Raw genomic sequence first — 20814 nt, 5'->3', positions numbered from 1 at the left:
CTGAAAGTGGACAGTGCTCTATGCTACGGCGCGGAAATGAATGGTAACAGTGACACAAAATCACTATTGTGATGGTTACAGTTTACGTTTGCAGCAATTGTACCCATCCAATCCGGAGGCTACTGTGTCCCTTGCTCCCTCTTCCGATCAGCGTCTTTATCAGCAGCTGGCGGACAGCTTCGCTGAGGCTATCCACCAGGGCACGCTGAAACCTGGCAAACGCCTGCCAGCGATCCGGCGTGTCGCTCAGTCCCATCAGGTCAGTGTGAATACGGTGCTGAATGCCTGGCAGCTGCTGGAAGATCGCGGTCTGATTGAGGCCCGGCCGCAGTCGGGCTACTACGTGCGCGGCGTGCTGCCCGCCGTGACCCGTCACGGTGAGCATAAGACTCGGGTACGCGACCCCGGCAGCGGTAAACTCGACCTGATTGATAAGGTGTTTGCCGCACAGAACCATCCCGACTACGTCAATATCTCGCTGGCCTGCCCGCAGGACAGTGAACTTTTCCCTGCGACCCGCATCGCCCGGATCACGGCTTCACTGCTGCGCCGTCATCCCAATCTGATCGGGCGCTATGCGCTTCCGCCCGGTAGTGAGCGCTTACGGGAAGAGATTGCGCGCCGGGCGCTGCACGCCGGACAGCGGCTGACCGCCGATGAGATCACCCTGACCCACGGCTGCATGGAAGCCCTGCAGCTGGCATTACGTGCGGTCACGCAGCCCGGCGACTGTGTCGGGCTGGAGTCGCCGACCTACTTCTTCCTGTTTCCACTGCTGGCGTCGCTGGGCCTTAAAGCGCTGGAAATCCCCACCGATCCGCAGAATGGCCTGTCACTGGATGCGCTGGAGATGCTGCTGCAGGAGCAGCGCATCAAGGCACTGATTGCCATGCCCGGTGTGCAGAACCCGCTGGGCTGCGGTATGTCACTGGCAAACAAGAAGCGGCTGGCAAAGTTAGTGAATACTTACCACGTCCCGCTGATCGAGGATGGACTGTATGACGAGTTGCAATTCGACTGGCCCCTCTCGCCCGCTGTGAAAGCATTTGATTGCGATGGCTGGGTGATCTACTGCACCAGCTTCACCAAAACCGTGGCACCCGACTTCCGGATTGGCTGGACCGCTGCCGGTCGTTTTCACGACGCGATTGCCCGGCTCAAAGCGGTTTCGTCGATGGCTGAATCGGCCCTGTTGTCAGAAACACTGGCGGAGTTTCTTGCGTCCGGCGGTTACGATCACCACCTGCGCACCCTGCGCCGTCGCTACGCAGCCAATCTGGATGAGGCGCGGGGACTGATCGCCCGTTACTTCCCGCAGGGCACCCGCGCCACGCTGCCGCGCGGAGGATTCGTCTTCTGGGTCGAGTTACCCGGCAACGTGAAGACCACGGAGATGTTTGACCGGCTGCTGCAGGAGCAGATCTGCGTCACGCCTGGCGGGCTCTATTCCCTGAGCGAGCGTTACAACCATGCGCTGCGTCTCTCCTGCTGTTATCCGTTTGATGCGCGCTATAGCCGGGCGATTCAGCGCGCCGGAGAGATTGCCTGTGAACTGTCAGGACTCCCGGCTGGCGAGGCTCAGGGCGTCCCGTTGCGGCCCCAGACAGTGTAACCACGCCGTTCGGTCAGGCGCTCGTAATAGGTGCGAACCGCCGGATAATCGGGATGCTCAAGCGGCGTCTCAAACCAGCGGTTTACCGCCAGACCAATCGGAATGTCGGCCAGGGTGAAATTGCGTCCGGCAACGTAGCGACCGGTTTTTTCCAGCTGCTGATTAAGGATGCTCATGGTGTGCGCCCAGCCTTTGCAGGCCGCTGCCAGCAGGCGCGGATCCTGATGAGCCGGAGAGTTTCTTACCAGCGACATGAAAGCGTAGCGCCAGGAGGTATTCAGTTCTGTGGCCTGCCAGTCCATCCACTGATCGACCGGTGCACGCGCCTGCGGATTAGGCGGATAAAGCCACTCGCCGCCATAGGCATTCGCCAGATAGCGCAGGATGGCGTTAGATTCCCAGATGACCAAGTCATCATCTTTCAGCACCGGCACCATCGCATTCGGATTGAGTGCCATGAACTCCGGCAGATGCGTGGAGCGGAAACCGTCGCCCCACTCTTCGCGCTGGTAATCCAGATCCAGCTCGTCACACAGCCATAATACTTTGCGCACGTTGATTGAGGAGGCGCGTCCCAGGATCGTTAGCATGCAGAGTCTCCGGTAGAATCTTTAACTTATTGATAACGCTGTTAGCTGTTATAAGCAATCATCTGGCAGAGAAAAGGCCACCCTGAACACCCTCAGCAAGGAGTCACCATGCAGGTCGCGTTTAAGCAAGTCGATGTGTTTACCTCATCAGCCTTTAACGGCAATCCGCTGGCGGTCATTATGGATGCGCAGGGGTTAAGCGACAGCCAGCTGGCCGCCATTGCCCGCTGGACTAACCTGTCGGAGACCACCTTTGTGCTGCCGCCTGAGCATGCGGAAGCCGACTATCGGGTGCGCATTTTTACCGTTGAAGGCGAGCTGCCGTTTGCCGGTCATCCCACGCTGGGTACGGCGCACGCCCTGCTGGAGGCCGGCTGGCCAACCCGCACACCCGGCGAGATTGTGCAGGAGTGCGGCGTCGGTAACGTCACGGTGAAGATTAATGAGACGGGTGAATTAGCGTTTGCCGCCCCGGCTGCCACGCTGACACCCTGGCAGGATGCGCTGATGGCGAAAGCGTTAAACAGCGAGGCTTTCGATCTGACGCAAAGCCCGACGGTGGTTGATATGGGTATCCGCTGGCTGCTGGTGCCGATGACCAGCGCCGACGCGGTGCTGGCGCTACAGCCCAGCGTCAGCGAACTCGATCGTCTGCTTAAACAGGCGGACGTATCGGGGATAATGGTGTTTGGCCGCCTGCCGCAGGGAGAAGAGGAGCAGTATGAAGTACGCGCCCTGCTGGTCGAGAATGGCAGCCTGACCGAAGATCCGGTGACGGGCAGTGCCAACGCCTGTCTGGCGCGTTACTTTGCCATGGCGGGACAGACCACGGGCTATCGTGTGCGTCAGGGCACGGCGCTGCAGCGTGCCGGTCGGGTAAACGTGACCTTCGATAGTGGCACGATCTGGATTGGCGGCCATACCATCACCGTCATCGACGGCACAATCGCGCTGTAAGGCTGGCGGCATCGGCGGGCCGCGATGCCGCCGGGGGTTAAATGCCCTGCCCGCCTGAGGCTTCGATACGTTGCGCGGTGATCCAGCCGGTTTCATCACTGAGAATCGCGCTGATGGCATCGCCGATGTCATCCGGTAATCCCACCCGGCCCAGCGCCGTCAGTGCAGCAATCTGATCGTTAATCTCCCGGGTGTCACGCACCCGGCCTCCGCCGAAGTCCGTTTCTATCGCCCCGGGTGCCAGAATATTGACCCGAATCCGGCGCGCCCCCAGCTCCTTCGCCTGATAGCGGGTCAGCACCTCCATCGCCCCTTTCATCGATGCATAGGTCGCAGAGCCCGGATAGACCAGCCGGGTCAGACCGCTGGAGATGTTCAGGATGCGCCCTCCGTCGTTGATCAGCGGGAGCAGCTTCTGGGTCAGAAAGTAGGGCCCCTTGAAATGGACATTCACCAGAGCGTCAAATTCCGCCTCCGTGGTATCGGTAAACGGCTTATAGTGACCGTGCCCGGCGTTGTTCACTAAATAGTCAAAGCGATCCCGCTGCCACTGCTGCTGCAGGGCCTCTTTCACCTGCCCGACAAAGCGATCAAACTGACCGGTGTCGCCGACATCCAGCGCCAGCGCCACTGCACGCCGTCCCATCGCCTCAATCTCTTTGACAACCGCCTGCGCCTCCTCGGCATGAGTGCGGTAGGTCAGAATGATATCGGTGCCTCTGGCAGCCAGTTTTAACGCGCCGTTACGGCCTAAACCGCGATTTGCACCGGTAATTAACGCAACTTTCTGATTCATCTCTCACACCTGTTGAAAAGTTGAACACGTGTTAAGGATATTCGCGAATTATTGATCTATAAACAGTGTAAAAAGCGCATCACTGTTTCAATAAAAACAACAATCGGTGAACAACATGGACAAAATTCACGCAATGCAGGTTTTTGTGCGGGTGGCCGAAATGGGCAGTTTTACCCGCGCGGCAGAAAGTTTAGGTGTGCCTAAAGGCAGCGTATCGCGGCAGATACAGGCGCTGGAGAATCAAATGGCAACCCGTTTGCTGCATCGCACCACGCGCCGGGTGCAACTGACTCAGGATGGACTGGTCTATTACGATCGCTGTCTGGACCTTCTGTCGATGATCGACGATATGGACAGTCTGTTCCAGCACGATCCCGCCACGCTCAGCGGCAAGCTGCGGGTCGATATGTCCGTCGCGATGGCGACCGGTTTTATCCTTCCCCGCCTGCCGGAATTTTTGCAGCACTACCCTGGCGTAGAGATTGAACTGAGCAGCAGTGACCGTCAGGTGGATGTGATCCGGGAAGGCTTTGACTGTGTTATCCGGGTCGGCGAGCTGAAGGATTCGGGACTGATCGCGCGAAAAATTGGCACCCACACCTTGATCAACTGCGCCAGCCCTGGCTACCTTTCGCGTTTCGGGATGCCGGTCCGGCTGGAGGAGCTGTCGCAGCATGCGATGGTCCACTACAGCCAGCAGCTGGGCCAGGCCGCACCGGGTTTTGAATATTTTGATGGCAGGCAGTGCCACTATGTTCACACCGGCGGCGCGGTGACCGTGAACAGCACCGAAACCTATCGCGCCGCCTGTCTGGCAGGATTAGGCATTATTCAGGTGCCGGCGGCCGGCATTCAGCCCCTGCTGGAAAATGGCGAGCTGGTCGAGGTGCTGCATCGCTTCCCCGCCAGGCCCATGCCGATCCACCTGCTCTATCCACACCGGCGCAATGTGGCGCGTCGCGTGCGGGTTTTTATGGAGTGGCTGAGTCAGGTGCTGCAGGAGTACGTCACCTGAGCGACTATACTCTGATTTTAATGACAAACAGGACAGTGAAGGTCTATGACAGACAAGCAGGAACATTCGCAGGATACACAGCCAGAGAAACCGCTTATCGACATTAAAACCGGCAATCAGACCGTGGACCAGTCGATTGTCCGCGTGTCGCGTTTTGCCGCCTGGTTTCAGGCCATTCCGGCGGTGGCGCATTTTATCCGTGCCCTTGAGCGCTTTAACGACCGGCTCGGCAGCCAGTTTGGTGCGGCCATTACCTATTTCTCATTTTTATCGCTGATCCCGATTCTGATGGTGTCGTTTGCCGCCGTCGGTTTTGTACTCGCCTCCAATCCGGATCTGCTGACCGATATCATCAATAAAATCGTCAGCAGCATCAGCGACCCGACGCTGGCGACCACGCTGAAGAATACGGTGAATACCGCCATTCAGCAGCGCGCCACGGTGGGGATCTCCGGTTTACTGCTGGCGCTCTATTCCGGTCTGAACTGGATGGGGAATCTGCGGGAAGCCATTCGCGCCCAGTCGCGCGACGTCTGGGAACGCAATCCTGATGACCAGGAGAAGATCTGGAAACGCTACATCCGCGATTTCCTGTCGCTGACCGGCCTGATGCTGGCCCTGATCATTACGCTTTCGCTGACCTCAGTGGCGGGGTCTGCCCAGGCGACCATCGTGAGCGCCCTGGGGCTGGATGGCATCGACTGGCTGCGGCCTGCGATGACCATTATCGCCACCTCGATTTCTGTGCTGGCTAACTACCTGCTGTTTCTCTGGATTTTCTGGATCCTGCCACGACATAAGCCACGCAAGAAGGCGCTGTTCCGCGGGACGCTGCTGGCGGCCATCGGTTTTGAGGTGATCAAGTTTGTCATGACGCTGACCCTGCCAAAGCTGGCAACCTCCCCTTCAGGAGCGGCCTTTGGTTCCGTGCTCGGCCTGATGGCGTTCTTCTACTTCTTCGCCCGTCTGACGCTGTTCTGTGCGGCATGGATCGCCACAGCTAAATATAAAGACGATCCGCAGATGCCTGAAGCGGGCAGCGCAGCACGACGCAAAACGTCCTGATCTGTTAACAACAGCGGAAAACACCTCCCCTCGGCTATTTTTTATTCAGATAACAGGATGAATAGCTGAGGGGTCACTTTTATTTAGCCCTTTCACAGAGTATCCCGCCAGATATCGTCCGGTTTACCCCGGTATCACCCGGCATTCGCCGCACCACAGAAATTATCCTCTTTTTGCCCGCTGAAGCCAGGCGCGGCGCGGGTTTTCGCCATTGAATGCGCTCAGTCAGGTGCGTAAGATTCTTTGTCTGTATTTACAAATAAGAAACAGTTATGCAAGCCTCCCTCTCAGACACACTCGACAAACAGCAGGACCCCGCACCGGTTAACTCACGCAGTAAAGTGGTGATAGCCTCACTGGTCGGCACGGCCATCGAATTCTTCGACTTTTATATTTATGCCACGGCTGCGGTGATTGTTTTTCCCCATATTTTCTTCCCGCAGGGTGATGCCACCGTCGCCACGCTACAGTCGCTCGCCACCTTCGCTATCGCCTTTATTGCGCGTCCGATTGGCTCTGCCCTGTTTGGTCACTTTGGCGACCGCGTAGGCCGTAAGGCCACCCTGGTTGCCTCGCTGCTGACCATGGGGATCTCCACCGTGGTGATTGGCCTGCTGCCAGGCTATGAAACCATTGGTGTGATGGCGCCGCTGCTGCTGGCGCTGGCGCGTTTTGGTCAGGGGCTGGGCCTGGGCGGCGAATGGGGTGGCGCAGCACTGCTGGCAACGGAAAATGCTCCGGCGAAGAAGCGTGCGCTCTATGGCTCCTTCCCGCAGCTGGGCGCGCCGATCGGCTTTTTCTTTGCTAACGGCACCTTTCTGCTGCTCTCGTGGCTGCTGACTGACGAGCAGTTTATGCAGTGGGGCTGGCGCGTTCCCTTCATTCTCTCTGCCGTACTGGTGCTGATTGGCCTCTATGTGCGCGTTTCGCTGCATGAAAGTCCGGTGTTTGCCAAAGTGCAGAAAGAGCAGAAGCAGGTTCGGGTACCGATTGCGGCGCTGCTGAGCAGGCACCTGACTGCCACCATTCTCGGCACCTTTATCATGCTGGCGACCTATACGCTGTTCTATATCATGACGGTCTATTCAATGAGTTACGGCACCACGCCAGCGCCAGCGGGTCTGGGCATTCCGCGTAACAGTATGCTGTGGATGCTGATGCTGGCAGTCATTGGCTTTGGCGTGATGGTGCCGATTGCAGGCGTGCTGGCGGATCGCTTTGGTCGTCGCAAGACCATGATTACCATCACGCTGATGATTATCGCGTTTTCGTTCCTGTTCCCGGCGATGCTCGGTTCGGGTTCACAGGCGCTGGTGATGGCGTTCCTGCTGCTGGGTCTGAGCATTATGGGGCTGACGTTTGGCCCGATGGGCGCACTGCTGCCGGAGCTGTTTCCGACCGAAGTGCGTTATACCGGTGCCTCGTTCTCCTACAATCTCTCCTCGATTCTGGGTGCCTCGGTTGCGCCTTACATCGCGACCTGGCTGAATGCCACTTATGGCTTACAGGCGGTAGGGTTCTATCTTGCGTCGATGGCGGTGCTGACACTGATTGCGTTGCTCGCCTGTAAAGAGACGCGTCACCAGACGCTGTATGACGTGTAGTCCGGTGGGATGAAAGTCAGTAAAACCCGGCAGATGCCGGGTTTTTTTATGGGTTGGGTTTAGTAAATAAAGGGCGGTTCAGGGAGCATACATTTACTCCGCAGGGGTTAAAGTGTCGCCTTGAGGTTAGCCGACAGGCTCAGGGAGCATACGCCTTTCGCAAAGACGCAAAAGACGCTATCCCTGGCGGGCTCAGCGCGGGCCATCCCTGGCCCGCTATGCTTTGGCTACAGGCGTATGCTCCCATCGCTTTAAGTTGATTGGCTGTCTGTTTGAAGATCCTGCATCGTGCTAATGGGCAGGGTTATTCTGGCAGCAATGCAGAAGCTTAAGGGCACAGGGAACACGGGCAGAAGAGGAAAGCGTCCCGCCGCCCGGATAAAAACGCCGGGAGCGTTTTTGAACAACGCAAAGCGTTGGCCCGTTTACGGGCGCACCTCAGGGATGAGGTGCGTAATCGCGCGGGCCGAGCGGCCAGGGATTGGCTTAAGCGCCTTTCCGCTCTGACCGTATTGCCTGTGCAGGCTCGGTCTCATAGCGAAGCAGGCAGTGCAGGCACCGTTCCACCAGCGAACTTCTCAGGCAGTGTTCACAAACAAAAAACCCCGGCAAGCCGGGGTTTGTTTTGCTGAAAACGGGGGTGCCGCTTATCAGCCTGCGACAGCGATACGCTTCATGTCGGTCATGTAGCCACGCAGTTTGCGGCCCACGATTTCAATCGGATGCTGGCGAACCGCTTCGTTGACGTCACGCAGTTGCGCGTTGTCTACCTGCGTTCCCTCAATGGCTTTACCCAGGTCGCCTGGCTGCAGCGTGGTCATGAACTCTTTCAGCAGCGGTACAGCCGCGAAGGAGAACAGGTAGTTACCATATTCGGCGGTATCCGAGATAACCACGTTCATTTCGTACAGACGCTTACGGGCAATGGTGTTAGCAATCAGCGGCAGCTCGTGCAGGGATTCATAGTAAGCAGACTCTTCGATGATGCCCGCATCAACCATGGTTTCAAACGCCAGCTCCACGCCCGCTTTGACCATGGCGACCATAACGACACCTTTGTCGTAGTACTCCTGCTCGTCGATCTTACCTTCAAACTGCGGCGCATTTTCGAACGCAGTTTTACCGGTCTCTTCACGCCAGGTGAGCAGGTTTTTGTCGTCGTTCGCCCAGTCGGCCATCATACCGGAAGAGAATTCACCTGAGATGATGTCATCCATGTGCTTCTGGAACAGCGGAGCCATGATGGTTTTCAGCTGCTCAGACAGCGCGTATGCACGGATTTTTGCCGGATTAGAGAGGCGATCCATCATCAGGGTGATGCCGCCGAACTTCAGCGATTCGGTGATGGTTTCCCAGCCGAACTGAATCAGTTTTTCGGTGTAAGCCGCGTCATGACCTTCCGCCACCAGCTTGTCGAAGCAGAGCAGTGAACCCGCCTGCAGCATGCCACACAGAATGGTCTGCTCACCCATCAGGTCAGATTTGACTTCTGCCACGAAAGAGGATTCCAGCACGCCAGCACGATCGCCACCGGTTGCGGCTGCCCAGGCTTTAGCAATCGCCATGCCTTCGCCTTTTGGATCATTTTCCGGGTGAACGGCGATCAGGGTCGGAACACCGAAGCCACGCTTATACTCTTCACGCACTTCTGTACCCGGACACTTCGGTGCCACCATGACGACGGTGATATCTTTACGAATGCTCTCGCCCACTTCAACGATGTTGAAGCCGTGTGAGTAGCCCAGCGCAGCGCCATCTTTCATCAGCGGCTGAACAGCCTGAACCACCGCAGAGTGCTGTTTGTCTGGCGTCAGGTTTACCACCAGGTCCGCCTGCGGGATCAGCTCTTCGTAGGTTCCCACTTTGAAACCGTTATCGGTCGCTTTGCGCCATGAAGGGCGTTTCTCAGCAATCGCTTCAGCACGCAGTGCATAGGCGACATCCAGACCGGAATCACGCATGTTCAGACCCTGGTTCAGGCCCTGTGCGCCACAGCCAACGATAACGACTTTTTTGCCCTTCAGGAAACTCGCACCATCTGCGAACTCATCGCGCGCCATGAAACGACATTTGCCTAATTGCGCCAGCTGATTGCGCAGATTCAGTGTGTTGAAATAGTTAGCCATGGGTACTCCGGTAAGTTGTGTTTGCTTTTTTTGTTCAGGAACGGCGTGTCATGCAGCGCCGCGAATGACCCCATCATATGACAGGAATTCTGTTGCTTAAATTGATATATTAACAACGTCACATTGCAATAAATGCAACACCACCCAGAGGCGACGCGCACATGGATTTACGGGATCTGAAACTGTTTCTTCATCTGGCAGAAAGCTGCCACTTCGGGCGCAGCGCGCGTGCTATGCACGTCAGCCCTTCCACGCTGTCACGCCAGATCCAGCGGCTTGAAGAGGATGTCGGCCATGCGCTGTTTCTGCGTGATAACCGTACCGTCACGCTGACGGAGGCGGGTGAACGCCTGCGTCAGTTTGCCCAGCAGACGCTGCTGCAGTATCAGCAACTGCGTCATGTCATGGATCTTAATGGTCCGTCGCTCAGTGGCGAGCTGCGGCTGTTCTGCTCGGTAACGGCGGCCTACAGCCATCTGCCGCCCATCCTCGACCGCTTTCGCGCCGAACATCCGCAGGTGGAAATTAAACTGAATACCGGCGATGCCGCAGATGCGCTGGAAAAAGTTCACTCCGGTGATGCCGATCTGGCGATTGCCGGACGCCCTGAAACGCTGCCAGCCAGCATTGATTTTATGCCACTGGGGCTGATCCCGCTGGTCCTGATTGCGCCCGCCTTACCCTGTGCCGTTCGCACTCAGGCTACACAGCCACAGCCAGACTGGGCACAGATTCCGTTTATTCTGCCGGACCAGGGCCCGGCACGGCGGCGTATCGATCTCTGGTTCCGCCGCCATCGCATTCCTAACCCGCTGATTTACGCCACGGTGTCGGGGCATGAAGCGATTGTCTCGATGGTGGCACTGGGATGTGGCATTGCGTTGCTGCCGCATGTGGTGCTGGAAAACAGCCCGGAACCGGTGCGTAACCGCGTGATGATGCTGGAAAATGTTGAATCGGTCGCGCCGTTTGAACTCGGCATCTGCGTACAAAAAAAGCGGCTCGGTGAGCCGCTGATCAGTGCCTTCTGGAGCCAGCTGTAATCAGCTGCCTGACAGGAAGAAGCGGAACGCCGGGTTCTGGCTTTCATCATGAAAGTCATAGCCCAGATCGGTGAGATGCTCTTCGAAACGCGGCTCATCGCTGCCCAGTTCAAAGGCCGCCAGCACGCGGCCATAATCAGTGCCGTGGCTGCGGTAGTGAAACAGCGAGATATTCCAGTGCGTGCCAAGCGTCTGCAGAAACTTCAGCAACGCGCCGGGTGCTTCCGGAAATTCAAAGCTGAAAAGCCGTTCACGCAGCGGTTTGGAAGGTCGTCCGCCCACCATGTAACGCACGTGCAGCTTTGCCATCTCATCATCAGAGAGATCGACCACCTGATAGCCGCCGTGGGTCAGTTCGCTGATAATCTCGCTGCGCTCCTCGACGCCACGGGTCAGCCTGACACCAACAAAGATGCAGGCTTTATCTGCGTCAGCATAGCGGTAGTTGAACTCCGTGATGGCACGCCCGCCCAGCGTCTGGCAGAAGCGTAAAAAGCTCCCCTGCTGTTCCGGGATGGTCACAGCCAGCAGCGCCTCTCGCTGTTCGCCCAGCTCGCAGCGCTCAGAGACATATCGCAGGCCGTGAAAATTGACGTTGGCCCCGGATAAGACATGCGCCAGCCGTTCGCCTTTGATCTCATGCTGCTGGATATATTTCTTCATGCCCGCCAGCGCCAGCGCCCCGGAAGGCTCCGCCACGGCACGGACATCTTCGAACAGATCCTTCATTGCTGCGCAGATGGCATCGCTGTCGACGGTGATGATGTCGTCAAGATACGCTTTGCACAGGCGGAAGGTCTCGCTGCCGATACGCTTCACCGCCACGCCTTCGGCAAACAGCCCGACGCGGGGCAGATCGACCGGATGACCTGCCTCCAGCGCCGCCTTCAGACAGGCTGAATCTTCTGACTCCACCGCAATCACTTTGATTTGCGGCATCAGCTGTTTAATCAGCACCGCCACACCGGCTGCCAGACCGCCCCCGCCAACCGGGACAAAGACCCGATCCAGATGCGCATCCTGTTGCAGCAGCTCCATCGCCAGCGTGCCCTGTCCGGCAATCACTGCCGGATGGTCAAACGGTGGCACGAAGGTGTAGCCGCGCTGTTCCGACAGTTCGATCGCTTTGGCTTTTGCCTCATCAAAGTTGGCACCAAACAGGTAAGCCTCACCGCCAAACGCGCGCACCGCATCCACCTTGATATCGGCTGTCGCCAGCGGCATTACGATCAGTGACTTAATGCCCAGCTTGCTGGCGGAGAGCGCCACGCCCTGTGCATGGTTACCGGCGGAGGCCGTTACCACGCCGCGCGCTTTCTGCTCTTCGTTCAGGCCGGCAATCATCGCGTAAGCACCGCGCAGCTTGAAGCTGTGCACCGGCTGGCGATCTTCCCGCTTCACCAGAATGGTGTTGCCAAGACGCGATGAGATTTTTTCCATCTTCTGCAGCGGCGTTACCTGTGCGACTTCGTACACCGGTGAACGCAACACCGCGCGCAAATACTCGGCGCCGCAGGGTGCGTCGGGTAGCGGTTGAGACTCGGCCATGGTCAGCCTCCCAGCTTGCTCTTATCGCGGACAGCGCCTTTATCAGCACTGGTCGCAAGTGAGGCGTAAGCACGCAGCGCGAACGAGACTTCACGCTGACGATTGATCGGCGTATAGGCCGCATCGCCACGTGCCTGCTGCTCTTCGCGGCGGGCGTGCAGTTCGTTATCCGGCACGGCAAGTCTGATGCCGCGGTTCGGGATGTCGATCTCAATGGTGTCGCCATCTTTCACCAGCGCAATGGTGCCGCCGTTTGCCGCTTCAGGTGAGGCATGACCGATAGAGAGACCAGAGGTGCCACCAGAGAAACGACCGTCGGTGATCAGGGCGCAGCTTTTGCCCAGTCCCATCGATTTCAGATAGGTGGTCGGATAGAGCATCTCCTGCATACCCGGCCCGCCTTTTGGCCCTTCGTAGCGGATCACGACCACGTCGCCGGCCACCACTTTGCCGCCCAGGATCGCTTCAACAGCATCATCCTGACTTTCGTAGACTTTAGCCGGGCCGGTGAAGGTCAGGATCTCTTTGTCTACGCCTGCGGTTTTAACGATACAGCCATCTTCTGCGATGTTGCCGTAGAGTACGGCCAGACCACCATCCTGCGAATAGGCGTTTTCGCGGGTACGGATACAGCCTTCAGCACGGTCATCATCCAGCGTGTCCCAGCGGCAGCTCTGCGAGAATGCCTGGGTGGTACGGATGCCTGCCGGACCGGCACGGAACATCTCTTTTACCGCCTGATCGCTGGTCAGCATGATGTCGTACTGATCCAGCGTTTCACGCATCGTCTGCTGCAGGATATTTCGGGCGCTGCTGTCGAACAGACCTGCGCGATCCAGCTCGCCGAGAATCGCGTAGACACCACCCGCGCGATGCACATCTTCCATGTGGTATTTCGGGGTACTTGGCGCGACTTTACAGAGCTGAGGGACTTTGCGTGACAGGCGATCGATGTCAGAGATATTGAAGTCGATATCGCCTTCCTGCGCGGCTGCCAGCAGGTGCAGTACGGTATTAGTGGAACCACCCATGGCGATATCCAGCGTCATGGCGTTTTCGAAAGCGGCCTTGTTGGCGATGCTCCGCGGCAGCACGTTGACGTCATCCTGTTCATAGTAACGTTTGGTCAGGCTGACGATGCGCTTACCGGCGTTGATGAACAGCTCTTTACGATCGGCGTGAGTGGCCAGCAGGGAGCCGTTGCCTGGCTGCGACAGGCCGAGTGCTTCGGTCAGGCAGTTCATTGAGTTCGCGGTAAACATGCCTGAGCAGGAGCCGCAGGTCGGACAGGCAGAGCGTTCGATCTGCTCACTGTCGGCGTCGCTGACGTTCGGGTTGGCACCCTGAATCATCGCATCCACCAGATCCAGTTTGATGATCTGGTCAGAAAGCTTGGTTTTACCGGCTTCCATCGGTCCGCCTGAAACGAAGATCACCGGGATATTGAGGCGCAGTGACGCCATCAGCATCCCCGGCGTGATTTTGTCGCAGTTGGAGATACAGACCATGGCGTCGGCGCAGTGTGCGTTCACCATGTACTCGACCGAGTCAGCAATCAGTTCACGCGAAGGCAGTGAATACAGCATGCCGCCATGACCCATGGCAATACCGTCATCCACCGCGATCGTGTTGAACTCTTTAGCCACACCGCCTGATGCTTCGATCTGTTCGGCGACCAGTTTACCAAGGTCACGCAGGTGAACGTGGCCCGGGACAAATTGGGTGAATGAGTTAACCACAGCGATAATCGGCTTACCGAAATCGTCATCGGTCATTCCTGTCGCGCGCCATAAGGCACGGGCACCCGCCATATTACGGCCGTGGGTGGTGGTGGCGGAACGGTACTTAGGCATGCTCTATTTACTCCAGTAAGAAAAAGCTCGCGGACGTCAGATGACGTCCGCGCTGTATCTGATTATGGATTAACCGGATCTAACCAGCCCCATTTGTCTTCGGTTTCGCCGGTAAACAGACCAAAGAAGGCCTGCTGGATGCGTTTGGTCACCGGGCCACATTTGCCTTCGCCCACCTGAATACGGTCAACGCTGCGCACCGGGGTAATTTCTGCAGCGGTACCAGACATAAACACTTCATCAGCCAGATAGAGGGATTCACGCGACAGGGTCTGCTCGCGCACTTCAATGCCCATATCACGCGCCAGGGTGATGATGGCATCGCGGGTGATGCCCGGCAGAGCGGAAGAGGTGAATGGCGGGGTAAAGAGCACGCCATCTTTCACTTCAAACAGGTTTTCGCCCGCACCTTCTGAGATCAGGCCATTGGTATCCAGCGCGATACCTTCCTGATAGCCATGACGACGGGCTTCGCTGCCCACCAGCAGTGAGGAGAGGTAGTTACCGCCCGCTTTTGCGGCAGTTGGCAGGGTATTCGGCGCCACACGGCTCCAGGAGGAGACCATAGCATCAATGCCGTTTTCCAGAGCTTCCGCACCCAGGTACGCGCCCCACGGGAAGGCTGCAATGATCACGTCGGTGGTAAAGCCATCTGGCGGGTTCACGCCCAGGCCCACATCGCCCACGAAGGCCAGCGGACGGATATAAGCACTTTTCAGTTTGTTCACGCGGATGACTTCGCGGCAAGCTTCCATCAGCTCATCAACGCTGCTTTTAATCGGGAAACGGTAGATTTTGGCGGAGTCGTGCAGACGTTGCATGTGTTCACGGTGGCGGAACACAACCGGTCCTTTGTGAGAGTCGTAGCAGCGGACGCCTTCAAACACCGACGTGCCATAGTGCAACGCGTGGGACATGACGCTGACCTTCGCCTCTTCCCACTTAACCATCTCGCCATTGAACCAAATAAAGTCTGCTTTCTTCGTGCTCATTGTTATTCCCTCTCGCGGCTAGGCGCGGATTTGTTGTGTTGTCTGTTGTTGAATCTGAACGCATGCAACGTCAATCAATTTACTTAACTGCGAAGACAGTAAATCGACGGAGCGCTGGCTGGCAACGGTCATTTCAATATTAATGTTTTCCGCGTTGGCGACTGAGGCCATGTTCATAGAACAGACCTGAAAACCGCGGTGGCGCACGACGCGTAAAATGCGCTCCAATATTTCAGGGCGGAAGCGGGCTTCGATAGACAATTGATGCTGGTTCATACGGTTTTCTCCATCATGTTTGCATTGCTGGCACCCGGCGGTACCAGTGGCCAGACGTTTTCATGCTCATCAATTGCAACATGCAGGAAGTAAGGACCTTCGCTGTTCAGCAGAGCATCAAGTGCGGCGTCGACCTGATCTTTACGGGTAATGCGCTGGCCGGGAATATTGAAAGCGCTGGCCAGCGTGAGGAAGTCGGGATTGTCAGAGAGATTGGTTTCGCTGTAGCGACCGTCGAAGAAGAGCTGCTGCCACTGACGTACCATGCCCAGACGCTGGTTATCCAGCAGCACGATTTTGACCGGCAGCTTTCCGCGCTTAATGGTGCCCAGCTCCTGAATATTCATCATGATTGAGCCGTCGCCCGAGACGCAGATCACCGTATCTTCCGGACGGGCGACCTGTGCACCGATGGCGGCAGGCAAACCAAAGCCCATCGTGCCTAAGCCGCTGGAGGTGATGAAGTTCTCCGGCGCGCTGAAGGCCATATGCTGGGCCGTCCACATCTGGTGCTGTCCGACATCGGTGGTGACCACCGCGCTGTCCGGTTTGCGCTCGGAGAGCTGCTTCAGCAGCAGCGGTGCATAGATTGCCTCGCCTGGATGATCGTAGCGCCAGGCATGACTGGCCTTGAGTGCCTTCACCTCGTCGCGCCAGGCGTCGATGTGCAAAGGCTGACTCAGCGCGGGCAGCAGCGCGTTGAGATCGCCCTGCAGTGAGACGTGCGCGCGACGTAACTTATTTAACTCTGCGGGGTCGATGTCGAGATGAATCACGCTGGCGTGCGGCGCGAAGGTATCCAGCTTGCCGGTCACCCGATCGTCAAAACGGGCACCGACCGCAATCAGCAGGTCACACGCCTGAACAGCATAGTTAGCGGCTTTGGTGCCGTGCATCCCCAGCATGCCCAGATAAACCTCGCTCTGCGCATCGACGCTGCCCAGACCTTTCAGGGTCGCAACGGCAGGGATGCCGGTTTCTGCTGCGAATGCACGCAGTGCCGGAACCGCCTGCGCCATGCCCACGCCTCCGCCAACATAGAGCATCGGTTTTCTGGCCTGGGTCATTATTGCCCGCGCCTCGCGGATAGCATGATGCGGCAGCGACTCTTCCTCCTCAACCGAAACCAGATGCGGTGCGGGTTCACCCTGCGCAATCTGAATATCTTTGGGAATATCAACCAGTACCGGACCCGGACGCCCTGACTGCGCCATGGCAAAAGCCTCAGCCATGATAGCGGGCAGCTCATCCAGCGACTCAACCAGGAAGCTATGTTTGGTGCAGGCCAGGGACAGCCCCAGCACGTCGATCTCCTGGAAAGCGTCAGTACCGATAAACGCAGACGAGACCTGACCGGTTACCGCAACGATCGGCACGGAGTCCATCATGGCATCAGCCAGACCGGTGATCAGGTTGGTAGCGCCAGGGCCGGAGGTGGCAATACAGACACCGGTTTTGCCGGTGGAGCGCGCATAGCCAATCGCGGCCATAACCGCCCCCTGCTCATGACGGCACAGTAGGTGTTCTACGCCGCCATCGTATAGCGCGTCGTATACCGGCATGATGGCGCCGCCCGGGTAACCAAATACGGTATCAACACCCTGCGCGCGTAAAGCCTGAACTACCCACTGAGCACCTGTCATCGCTATTCTCCTGTGTCCTGACGGGAACAACAGAATTTTATGCTACTGTTCATTGTTTGTTCCTTGCAGATTTACTGATATTTCCCCGGGTCGAAAAAAAACCCCCGGACCTTTCGGTGCGGGGGTTTTTTCGGATTCGAGGCTTGATTTTTAAGCCTTTCTTTCTCCAAGCGTTGCCCCGCACGGTAGGTTAATAACCACCACCACGCTAATCACGACCAGGCTAATCACTTGTAGAAGGGCTTTCATGTGTTGTTCAATTCTTTTACGTGTTCGAAGTAATGCCTACAGAGTTATCATAGTCAGGGGCCATAACACAACTTTTTTTGCAGGTTTTTTTTAGCGCGGGAGATTAAATCCCGTCCTATCGATTTGTAATACAAGTAATAATTACAAGATGATAAATATTCATCACTTTACTGACGTAATGATGTTCTGCTGAATTTACGTGCAGTTTCGCAGCACGATGAGAGTCAGTGAAAGTGACTTCAATTTCTTGTGCAGTGCGTCGGAATCGTCAGAAGGCGTACTCGCTTTCCTTTTGGGTGCTGATCAGACTGATGGCAACAAGGAGTGAGTATGTCATTGTCTAAAGTTCTGACCCGCGCAGCATTAGGCGTGGAAGCGCCGCTGGTGACCATTGAGGCTCACATCAGTAATGGCCTGCCTGCACTGACGCTGGTGGGTCTGCCTGAAACCACGGTCAAAGAGGCGCGTGAGCGGGTTCGCAGCGCCATTATTAACAGCGGTTTTACCTTCCCGGCCAGACGGGTCACCATCAATCTGGCACCAGCGGATTTACCCAAAGAGGGCGGGCGCTATGACCTGCCCATGGCAATTGCCATTCTGGTCGCCTCAGAGCAGCTTCCTGCGGATAAGCTGATGCACTTTGAGTTTCTGGGTGAACTGGCGCTGGATGGCGCGCTATGTGCCGTTCAGGGGGCAATTCCTGCGGCAATGATGGCTCTTCAGGCTGGACGACAGCTGGTTCTCTCCGCTGAAAATCAGCGTGACGCCGGGCTGATTCGTGAGGGAGCGTCACTGGTCGCCGCTCACCTCAGTGAGGTCTGCGCTTTTCTCCGTAATGCGCTGACATTATCACCGGCTCCCTACCCTGAGCATCAGCATGCCACGCCTGGTGACGATCTCGCGGATATCATCGGTCAGCAGCAGGGGCGCAGAGCACTGGAGATCACCGCGGCGGGCGGGCATAACCTGTTACTGATTGGGCCGCCTGGCACCGGCAAAACGATGCTCGCAACCCGTCTGCCTGGCATCATGCCCGCCTTAAGCGACCAGGAAGCGCTGGAGTGTGCGGCGATAGCCAGCCTGGTAAACAGCACTGCCCTGCACCGACAGTGGCGCAGCCGGCCTTTCAGGTCGCCTCATCACAGCGCGTCTCTCTATGCTCTGATTGGCGGAGGGTCACTGCCGCGGCCCGGAGAGATCTCCCTGGCGCATAATGGCGTGCTGTTTCTGGATGAATTACCGGAATTTGACCGCAGGGTGCTGGATTCACTGCGTGAGCCACTGGAGTCAGGCATCATCGCCATTTCGCGAGCCCGGGCAAAGGTCACGTTCCCGGCACGGTTTCAGCTGATTGCTGCCATGAATCCCGGGCCAACCGGGCATTATCAGGGACAGCACAATCGCTGCTCGCCTCAGCAGATCCTGCGTTATCTCAGTAAGTTATCAGGGCCGTTTCTGGATCGCTTTGATCTTTCACTGGAGGTGCCGCTGTTGCCCGGTGGCATGCTCAGTGGCCAGCGACCGGCCGCAGAAAGCTCTGAGCAGGTTCGTCTGCGGGTCGTTGCGGCGCGAGCGATCCAGCTCGCGCGCGCAGGTAAAATTAACGCGCATCTGAATAATGCGGAAATCCTGCGCTGGTGCCAGCCTGAAAAAGAGGATGCCGAATGGCTGGAGTCTGTGCTGGAGAAACTGGGGTTATCTGTGCGAGCCTGGCAGCGAATTTTAAAAGTGGCGCGCACCGTGGCCGATCTGGCCGGAGAGAAAGAGATTACCCGCCTCCATCTGCAGGAGGCGGTCAGCTATCGCGCGATTGATCGATTAATGATCCATCTGCATAACAGCCTGCAATAAAAAAGGGGCTCTCGCCCCTTTCTGTTAATCGTCGCTGTCGCTGTAGTCTTCAACGGTGTCCATCTGCGGCTTACCGCCAGACAGCGTGTGAAAACGCTTAGGACGCTTGATGCGGGTCATATACTTTGACCATACACGCTCAGCTTCCGTCTGCGGCTCACGCACGCCACGACACACTTCGATAAACAAACGTTCTTCTTCTGTTGCAGGCTCACGCTTCGATAAATCCAGCTCATTAAAGGCGAAACCGTGGCGTTCCAGAAGCTGGGCTTCTTTAATAGTAAAGTCACCGTGGCGTGAGAAACCACGCGGGTAATGTTTGTTATCAAAGAAACGATTCTCTGTTAAGAAGCTTTCCGCCATGTTACACGCTCCTGATTCTCTAATGCCGTGCTGTTAATGGCGCGGAGTATTAGATAGGCTTGACAGAGTGTAAAACAAAACATTTAAATCTATACGACAAACAATTTTTGGGAGCGCGTTGTGGATACGGAATTACTGAAAACTTTCCTTGAAGTGAGCAGAACACGTCATTTCGGGCGTGCTGCTGAAGCCCTTTACCTTACGCAATCTGCTGTCAGTTTTCGCATCCGTCAGTTGGAGAATCAGCTCGGCGTTAACCTTTTTACCCGGCATCGCAACAACATACGTCTGACTGCCGCCGGGGAGCGACTGCTTCCTTATGCGGAAAGCCTGATGAGCACCTGGATAATGGCGAAGAAGGAGGTTTCTCATACTGAGCAGCACCATGAGCTCTCGATAGGTGCCAGCGCATCGCTCTGGGAGGCCTATCTGACGCCCTGGCTTCAGACGCTGTATGAGAATCGTGAGAGCCTGCATTTAGAAGCACGCGTGGCGCAGCGGCATTTGCTGGTTAAGCAGCTTCATGAGCGTCAGCTGGATCTGTTGATTACCACTGAAGCGCCTAAGATGGATGAATTAACCAGCCAGCAGATTGGCCATATTTCGCTGGCACTGTTCTGTGCCCGCCAGAGTGAAAAGCGCGAAAAGTATGATTACATCAAGCTGGAGTGGGGAGCCGATTTCCATCAGCATCAGAGTTACCTTTCTGGCGCTGATGATGTACCGGTGCTGACCACGACATCGGCACATGTCACCCGTGAACTGCTCTGCACTACGGGTGCATGCGCGTTTCTGCCAGACTTCTGGCAAAGCTTATACAGTGAACTGATGGTGATGCCGGACGCACCGGTCGCCGTTCGTCCGCTTTATGCGGTCTGGTTGCAGAACAGCGATCAGCAAGCGCATATCCGTCAGCTGCTTAAATTCCCGATTCTGGTCAGGCAAAACAGCTGAAATAGCAGGCAGGCGTGCAGAAAGAAGAGAGCAGAGACCAGTTAGATTTAGCTGGTTTTTCTTTTTTGCTTTTTATAAGCAAAAAAAAATCCTTTGCCGAAGCAAAGGATCGTTTTCTGGCAGGGGCGGAGGGACTCGAACCCCCAACACCCGGTTTTGGAGACCGGTGCTCTACCAATTGAACTACGCCCCTAAATAGGGTGGCGGAACGGACGGGGCTCGAACCCGCGACCCCCTGCGTGACAGGCAGGTATTCTAACCAACTGAACTACCGCTC

The 20814-nt window shown here is 56.9% G+C and carries 18 protein-coding genes and 1 tRNA gene; 8 read left to right on the top strand and 11 right to left on the bottom strand.

From position 1 onward, the window contains the following. Positions 1 to 124: 124 nt before the first annotated feature. The gene (locus HFD97_RS13505; protein WP_167432146.1) at positions 125 to 1612 is read left to right on the top strand and encodes a PLP-dependent aminotransferase family protein; all 1488 of its coding nucleotides are present in this window, start codon (positions 125 to 127) and stop codon (positions 1610 to 1612) included. On the opposite strand, the gene HFD97_RS13500 is transcribed toward HFD97_RS13505, so the two are convergent. After that, the gene (locus HFD97_RS13500; RefSeq protein WP_009087970.1) at positions 1579 to 2202 is read right to left on the bottom strand and encodes a glutathione S-transferase family protein; all 624 of its coding nucleotides are present in this window, start codon (positions 2200 to 2202) and stop codon (positions 1579 to 1581) included. The genes HFD97_RS13505 and HFD97_RS13500 overlap by 34 nt on opposite strands. Before the next feature lie 108 nt (positions 2203 to 2310). On the opposite strand from HFD97_RS13500, the gene HFD97_RS13495 reads away from it, so the two are divergent. Continuing rightward, positions 2311 to 3159, top strand: coding sequence for a PhzF family phenazine biosynthesis protein (locus HFD97_RS13495; RefSeq protein WP_167432147.1), 849 nt, complete (start codon positions 2311 to 2313; stop codon positions 3157 to 3159). Positions 3160 to 3196: 37 nt separating this feature from the next. On the opposite strand, the gene HFD97_RS13490 is transcribed toward HFD97_RS13495, so the two are convergent. Further along, entirely contained in the window at positions 3197 to 3955 is a 759-nt protein-coding gene (locus HFD97_RS13490) for an SDR family NAD(P)-dependent oxidoreductase (protein WP_009087973.1), read from the bottom strand. A gap of 115 nt (positions 3956 to 4070) precedes the next feature. On the opposite strand from HFD97_RS13490, the gene HFD97_RS13485 reads away from it, so the two are divergent. The 3 genes from HFD97_RS13485 (at position 4071) to HFD97_RS13475 (ending at position 7639) form a co-directional block, all read left to right on the top strand. Next, complete coding sequence (locus HFD97_RS13485) at positions 4071 to 4970, top strand: LysR family transcriptional regulator (RefSeq protein ID WP_009087975.1); 900 nt, start codon at positions 4071 to 4073, stop codon at positions 4968 to 4970. A 45-nt stretch (positions 4971 to 5015) separates the two neighbouring features. Continuing rightward, on the top strand, positions 5016 to 6035 hold the full coding sequence (gene yhjD / locus HFD97_RS13480; RefSeq protein ID WP_009087977.1) for an inner membrane protein YhjD: 1020 nt from the start codon (positions 5016 to 5018) through the stop codon (positions 6033 to 6035). Positions 6036 to 6307: 272 nt separating this feature from the next. Continuing rightward, the gene (locus HFD97_RS13475) at positions 6308 to 7639 is read left to right on the top strand and encodes an MFS transporter (RefSeq protein ID WP_167432148.1); all 1332 of its coding nucleotides are present in this window, start codon (positions 6308 to 6310) and stop codon (positions 7637 to 7639) included. Between the two features lie 650 nt (positions 7640 to 8289). Here the strand turns inward: HFD97_RS13475 and ilvC are convergent. Next, positions 8290 to 9765 carry a ketol-acid reductoisomerase gene (ilvC, locus tag HFD97_RS13470; protein ID WP_046100812.1) on the bottom strand — a complete coding sequence of 492 codons (1476 nt, stop codon included), beginning with the start codon at positions 9763 to 9765 and terminating at the stop codon, positions 8290 to 8292. A 161-nt stretch (positions 9766 to 9926) separates the two neighbouring features. Between ilvC and ilvY the strand changes: the two genes are divergently transcribed. Then, positions 9927 to 10808 carry an HTH-type transcriptional activator IlvY gene (gene ilvY / locus HFD97_RS13465; RefSeq protein WP_009087982.1) on the top strand — a complete coding sequence of 294 codons (882 nt, stop codon included), beginning with the start codon at positions 9927 to 9929 and terminating at the stop codon, positions 10806 to 10808. On the opposite strand, the gene ilvA is transcribed toward ilvY, so the two are convergent. From ilvA to ilvL, 6 genes are all read right to left on the bottom strand, one after another. Then, positions 10809 to 12356: a threonine ammonia-lyase, biosynthetic gene (gene ilvA / locus HFD97_RS13460; protein WP_111207821.1), complete on the bottom strand. Its 1548-nt coding sequence runs from the start codon at positions 12354 to 12356 to the stop codon at positions 10809 to 10811. A 2-nt stretch (positions 12357 to 12358) separates the two neighbouring features. Continuing rightward, positions 12359 to 14209, bottom strand: coding sequence for a dihydroxy-acid dehydratase (gene ilvD, locus HFD97_RS13455; protein WP_009087985.1), 1851 nt, complete (start codon positions 14207 to 14209; stop codon positions 12359 to 12361). Between the two features lie 62 nt (positions 14210 to 14271). Beyond that, entirely contained in the window at positions 14272 to 15201 is a 930-nt protein-coding gene (locus HFD97_RS13450; RefSeq protein ID WP_009087986.1) for a branched-chain amino acid transaminase, read from the bottom strand. Between the two features lie 18 nt (positions 15202 to 15219). Continuing rightward, positions 15220 to 15477, bottom strand: coding sequence for an acetolactate synthase 2 small subunit (gene ilvM / locus HFD97_RS13445; RefSeq protein ID WP_008926359.1), 258 nt, complete (start codon positions 15475 to 15477; stop codon positions 15220 to 15222). Further along, the gene (gene ilvG / locus HFD97_RS13440) at positions 15474 to 17120 is read right to left on the bottom strand and encodes an acetolactate synthase 2 catalytic subunit (protein ID WP_009087987.1); all 1647 of its coding nucleotides are present in this window, start codon (positions 17118 to 17120) and stop codon (positions 15474 to 15476) included. Before ilvG ends, ilvM begins: the two co-directional genes overlap by 4 nt. 150 nt (positions 17121 to 17270) lie before the next feature. Beyond that, positions 17271 to 17369: an ilv operon leader peptide gene (ilvL, locus tag HFD97_RS13435; RefSeq protein ID WP_072101316.1), complete on the bottom strand. Its 99-nt coding sequence runs from the start codon at positions 17367 to 17369 to the stop codon at positions 17271 to 17273. A gap of 330 nt (positions 17370 to 17699) precedes the next feature. On the opposite strand from ilvL, the gene HFD97_RS13430 reads away from it, so the two are divergent. Continuing rightward, complete coding sequence (locus tag HFD97_RS13430) at positions 17700 to 19220, top strand: YifB family Mg chelatase-like AAA ATPase (RefSeq protein ID WP_167432149.1); 1521 nt, start codon at positions 17700 to 17702, stop codon at positions 19218 to 19220. A gap of 24 nt (positions 19221 to 19244) precedes the next feature. Here the strand turns inward: HFD97_RS13430 and HFD97_RS13425 are convergent, their stop codons facing one another. Continuing rightward, positions 19245 to 19583, bottom strand: a complete 339-nt coding sequence (locus HFD97_RS13425; RefSeq protein ID WP_009087989.1) for a DUF413 domain-containing protein — start codon at positions 19581 to 19583, stop codon at positions 19245 to 19247. Between the two features lie 120 nt (positions 19584 to 19703). On the opposite strand from HFD97_RS13425, the gene hdfR reads away from it, so the two are divergent. Further along, positions 19704 to 20537 (top strand): HTH-type transcriptional regulator HdfR, encoded by an 834-nt coding sequence (hdfR, locus tag HFD97_RS13420; protein WP_167432150.1) that lies wholly within the window; start codon positions 19704 to 19706, stop codon positions 20535 to 20537. Between the two features lie 117 nt (positions 20538 to 20654). On the opposite strand, the gene HFD97_RS13415 is transcribed toward hdfR, so the two are convergent. After that, positions 20655 to 20730: transfer RNA gene (locus tag HFD97_RS13415), tRNA-Trp, on the bottom strand. Positions 20731 to 20814: the final 84 nt, after the last annotated feature.

It is taken from the genome of Pantoea sp. EKM103V (assembly GCF_011800365.1).
Classification (GTDB): Bacteria; Pseudomonadota; Gammaproteobacteria; order Enterobacterales; family Enterobacteriaceae; genus Pantoea; species Pantoea anthophila.
The sequence above is the reverse complement of the archived record's forward strand: the minus strand, read 5'-3'. Positions and strand labels throughout refer to the sequence as shown.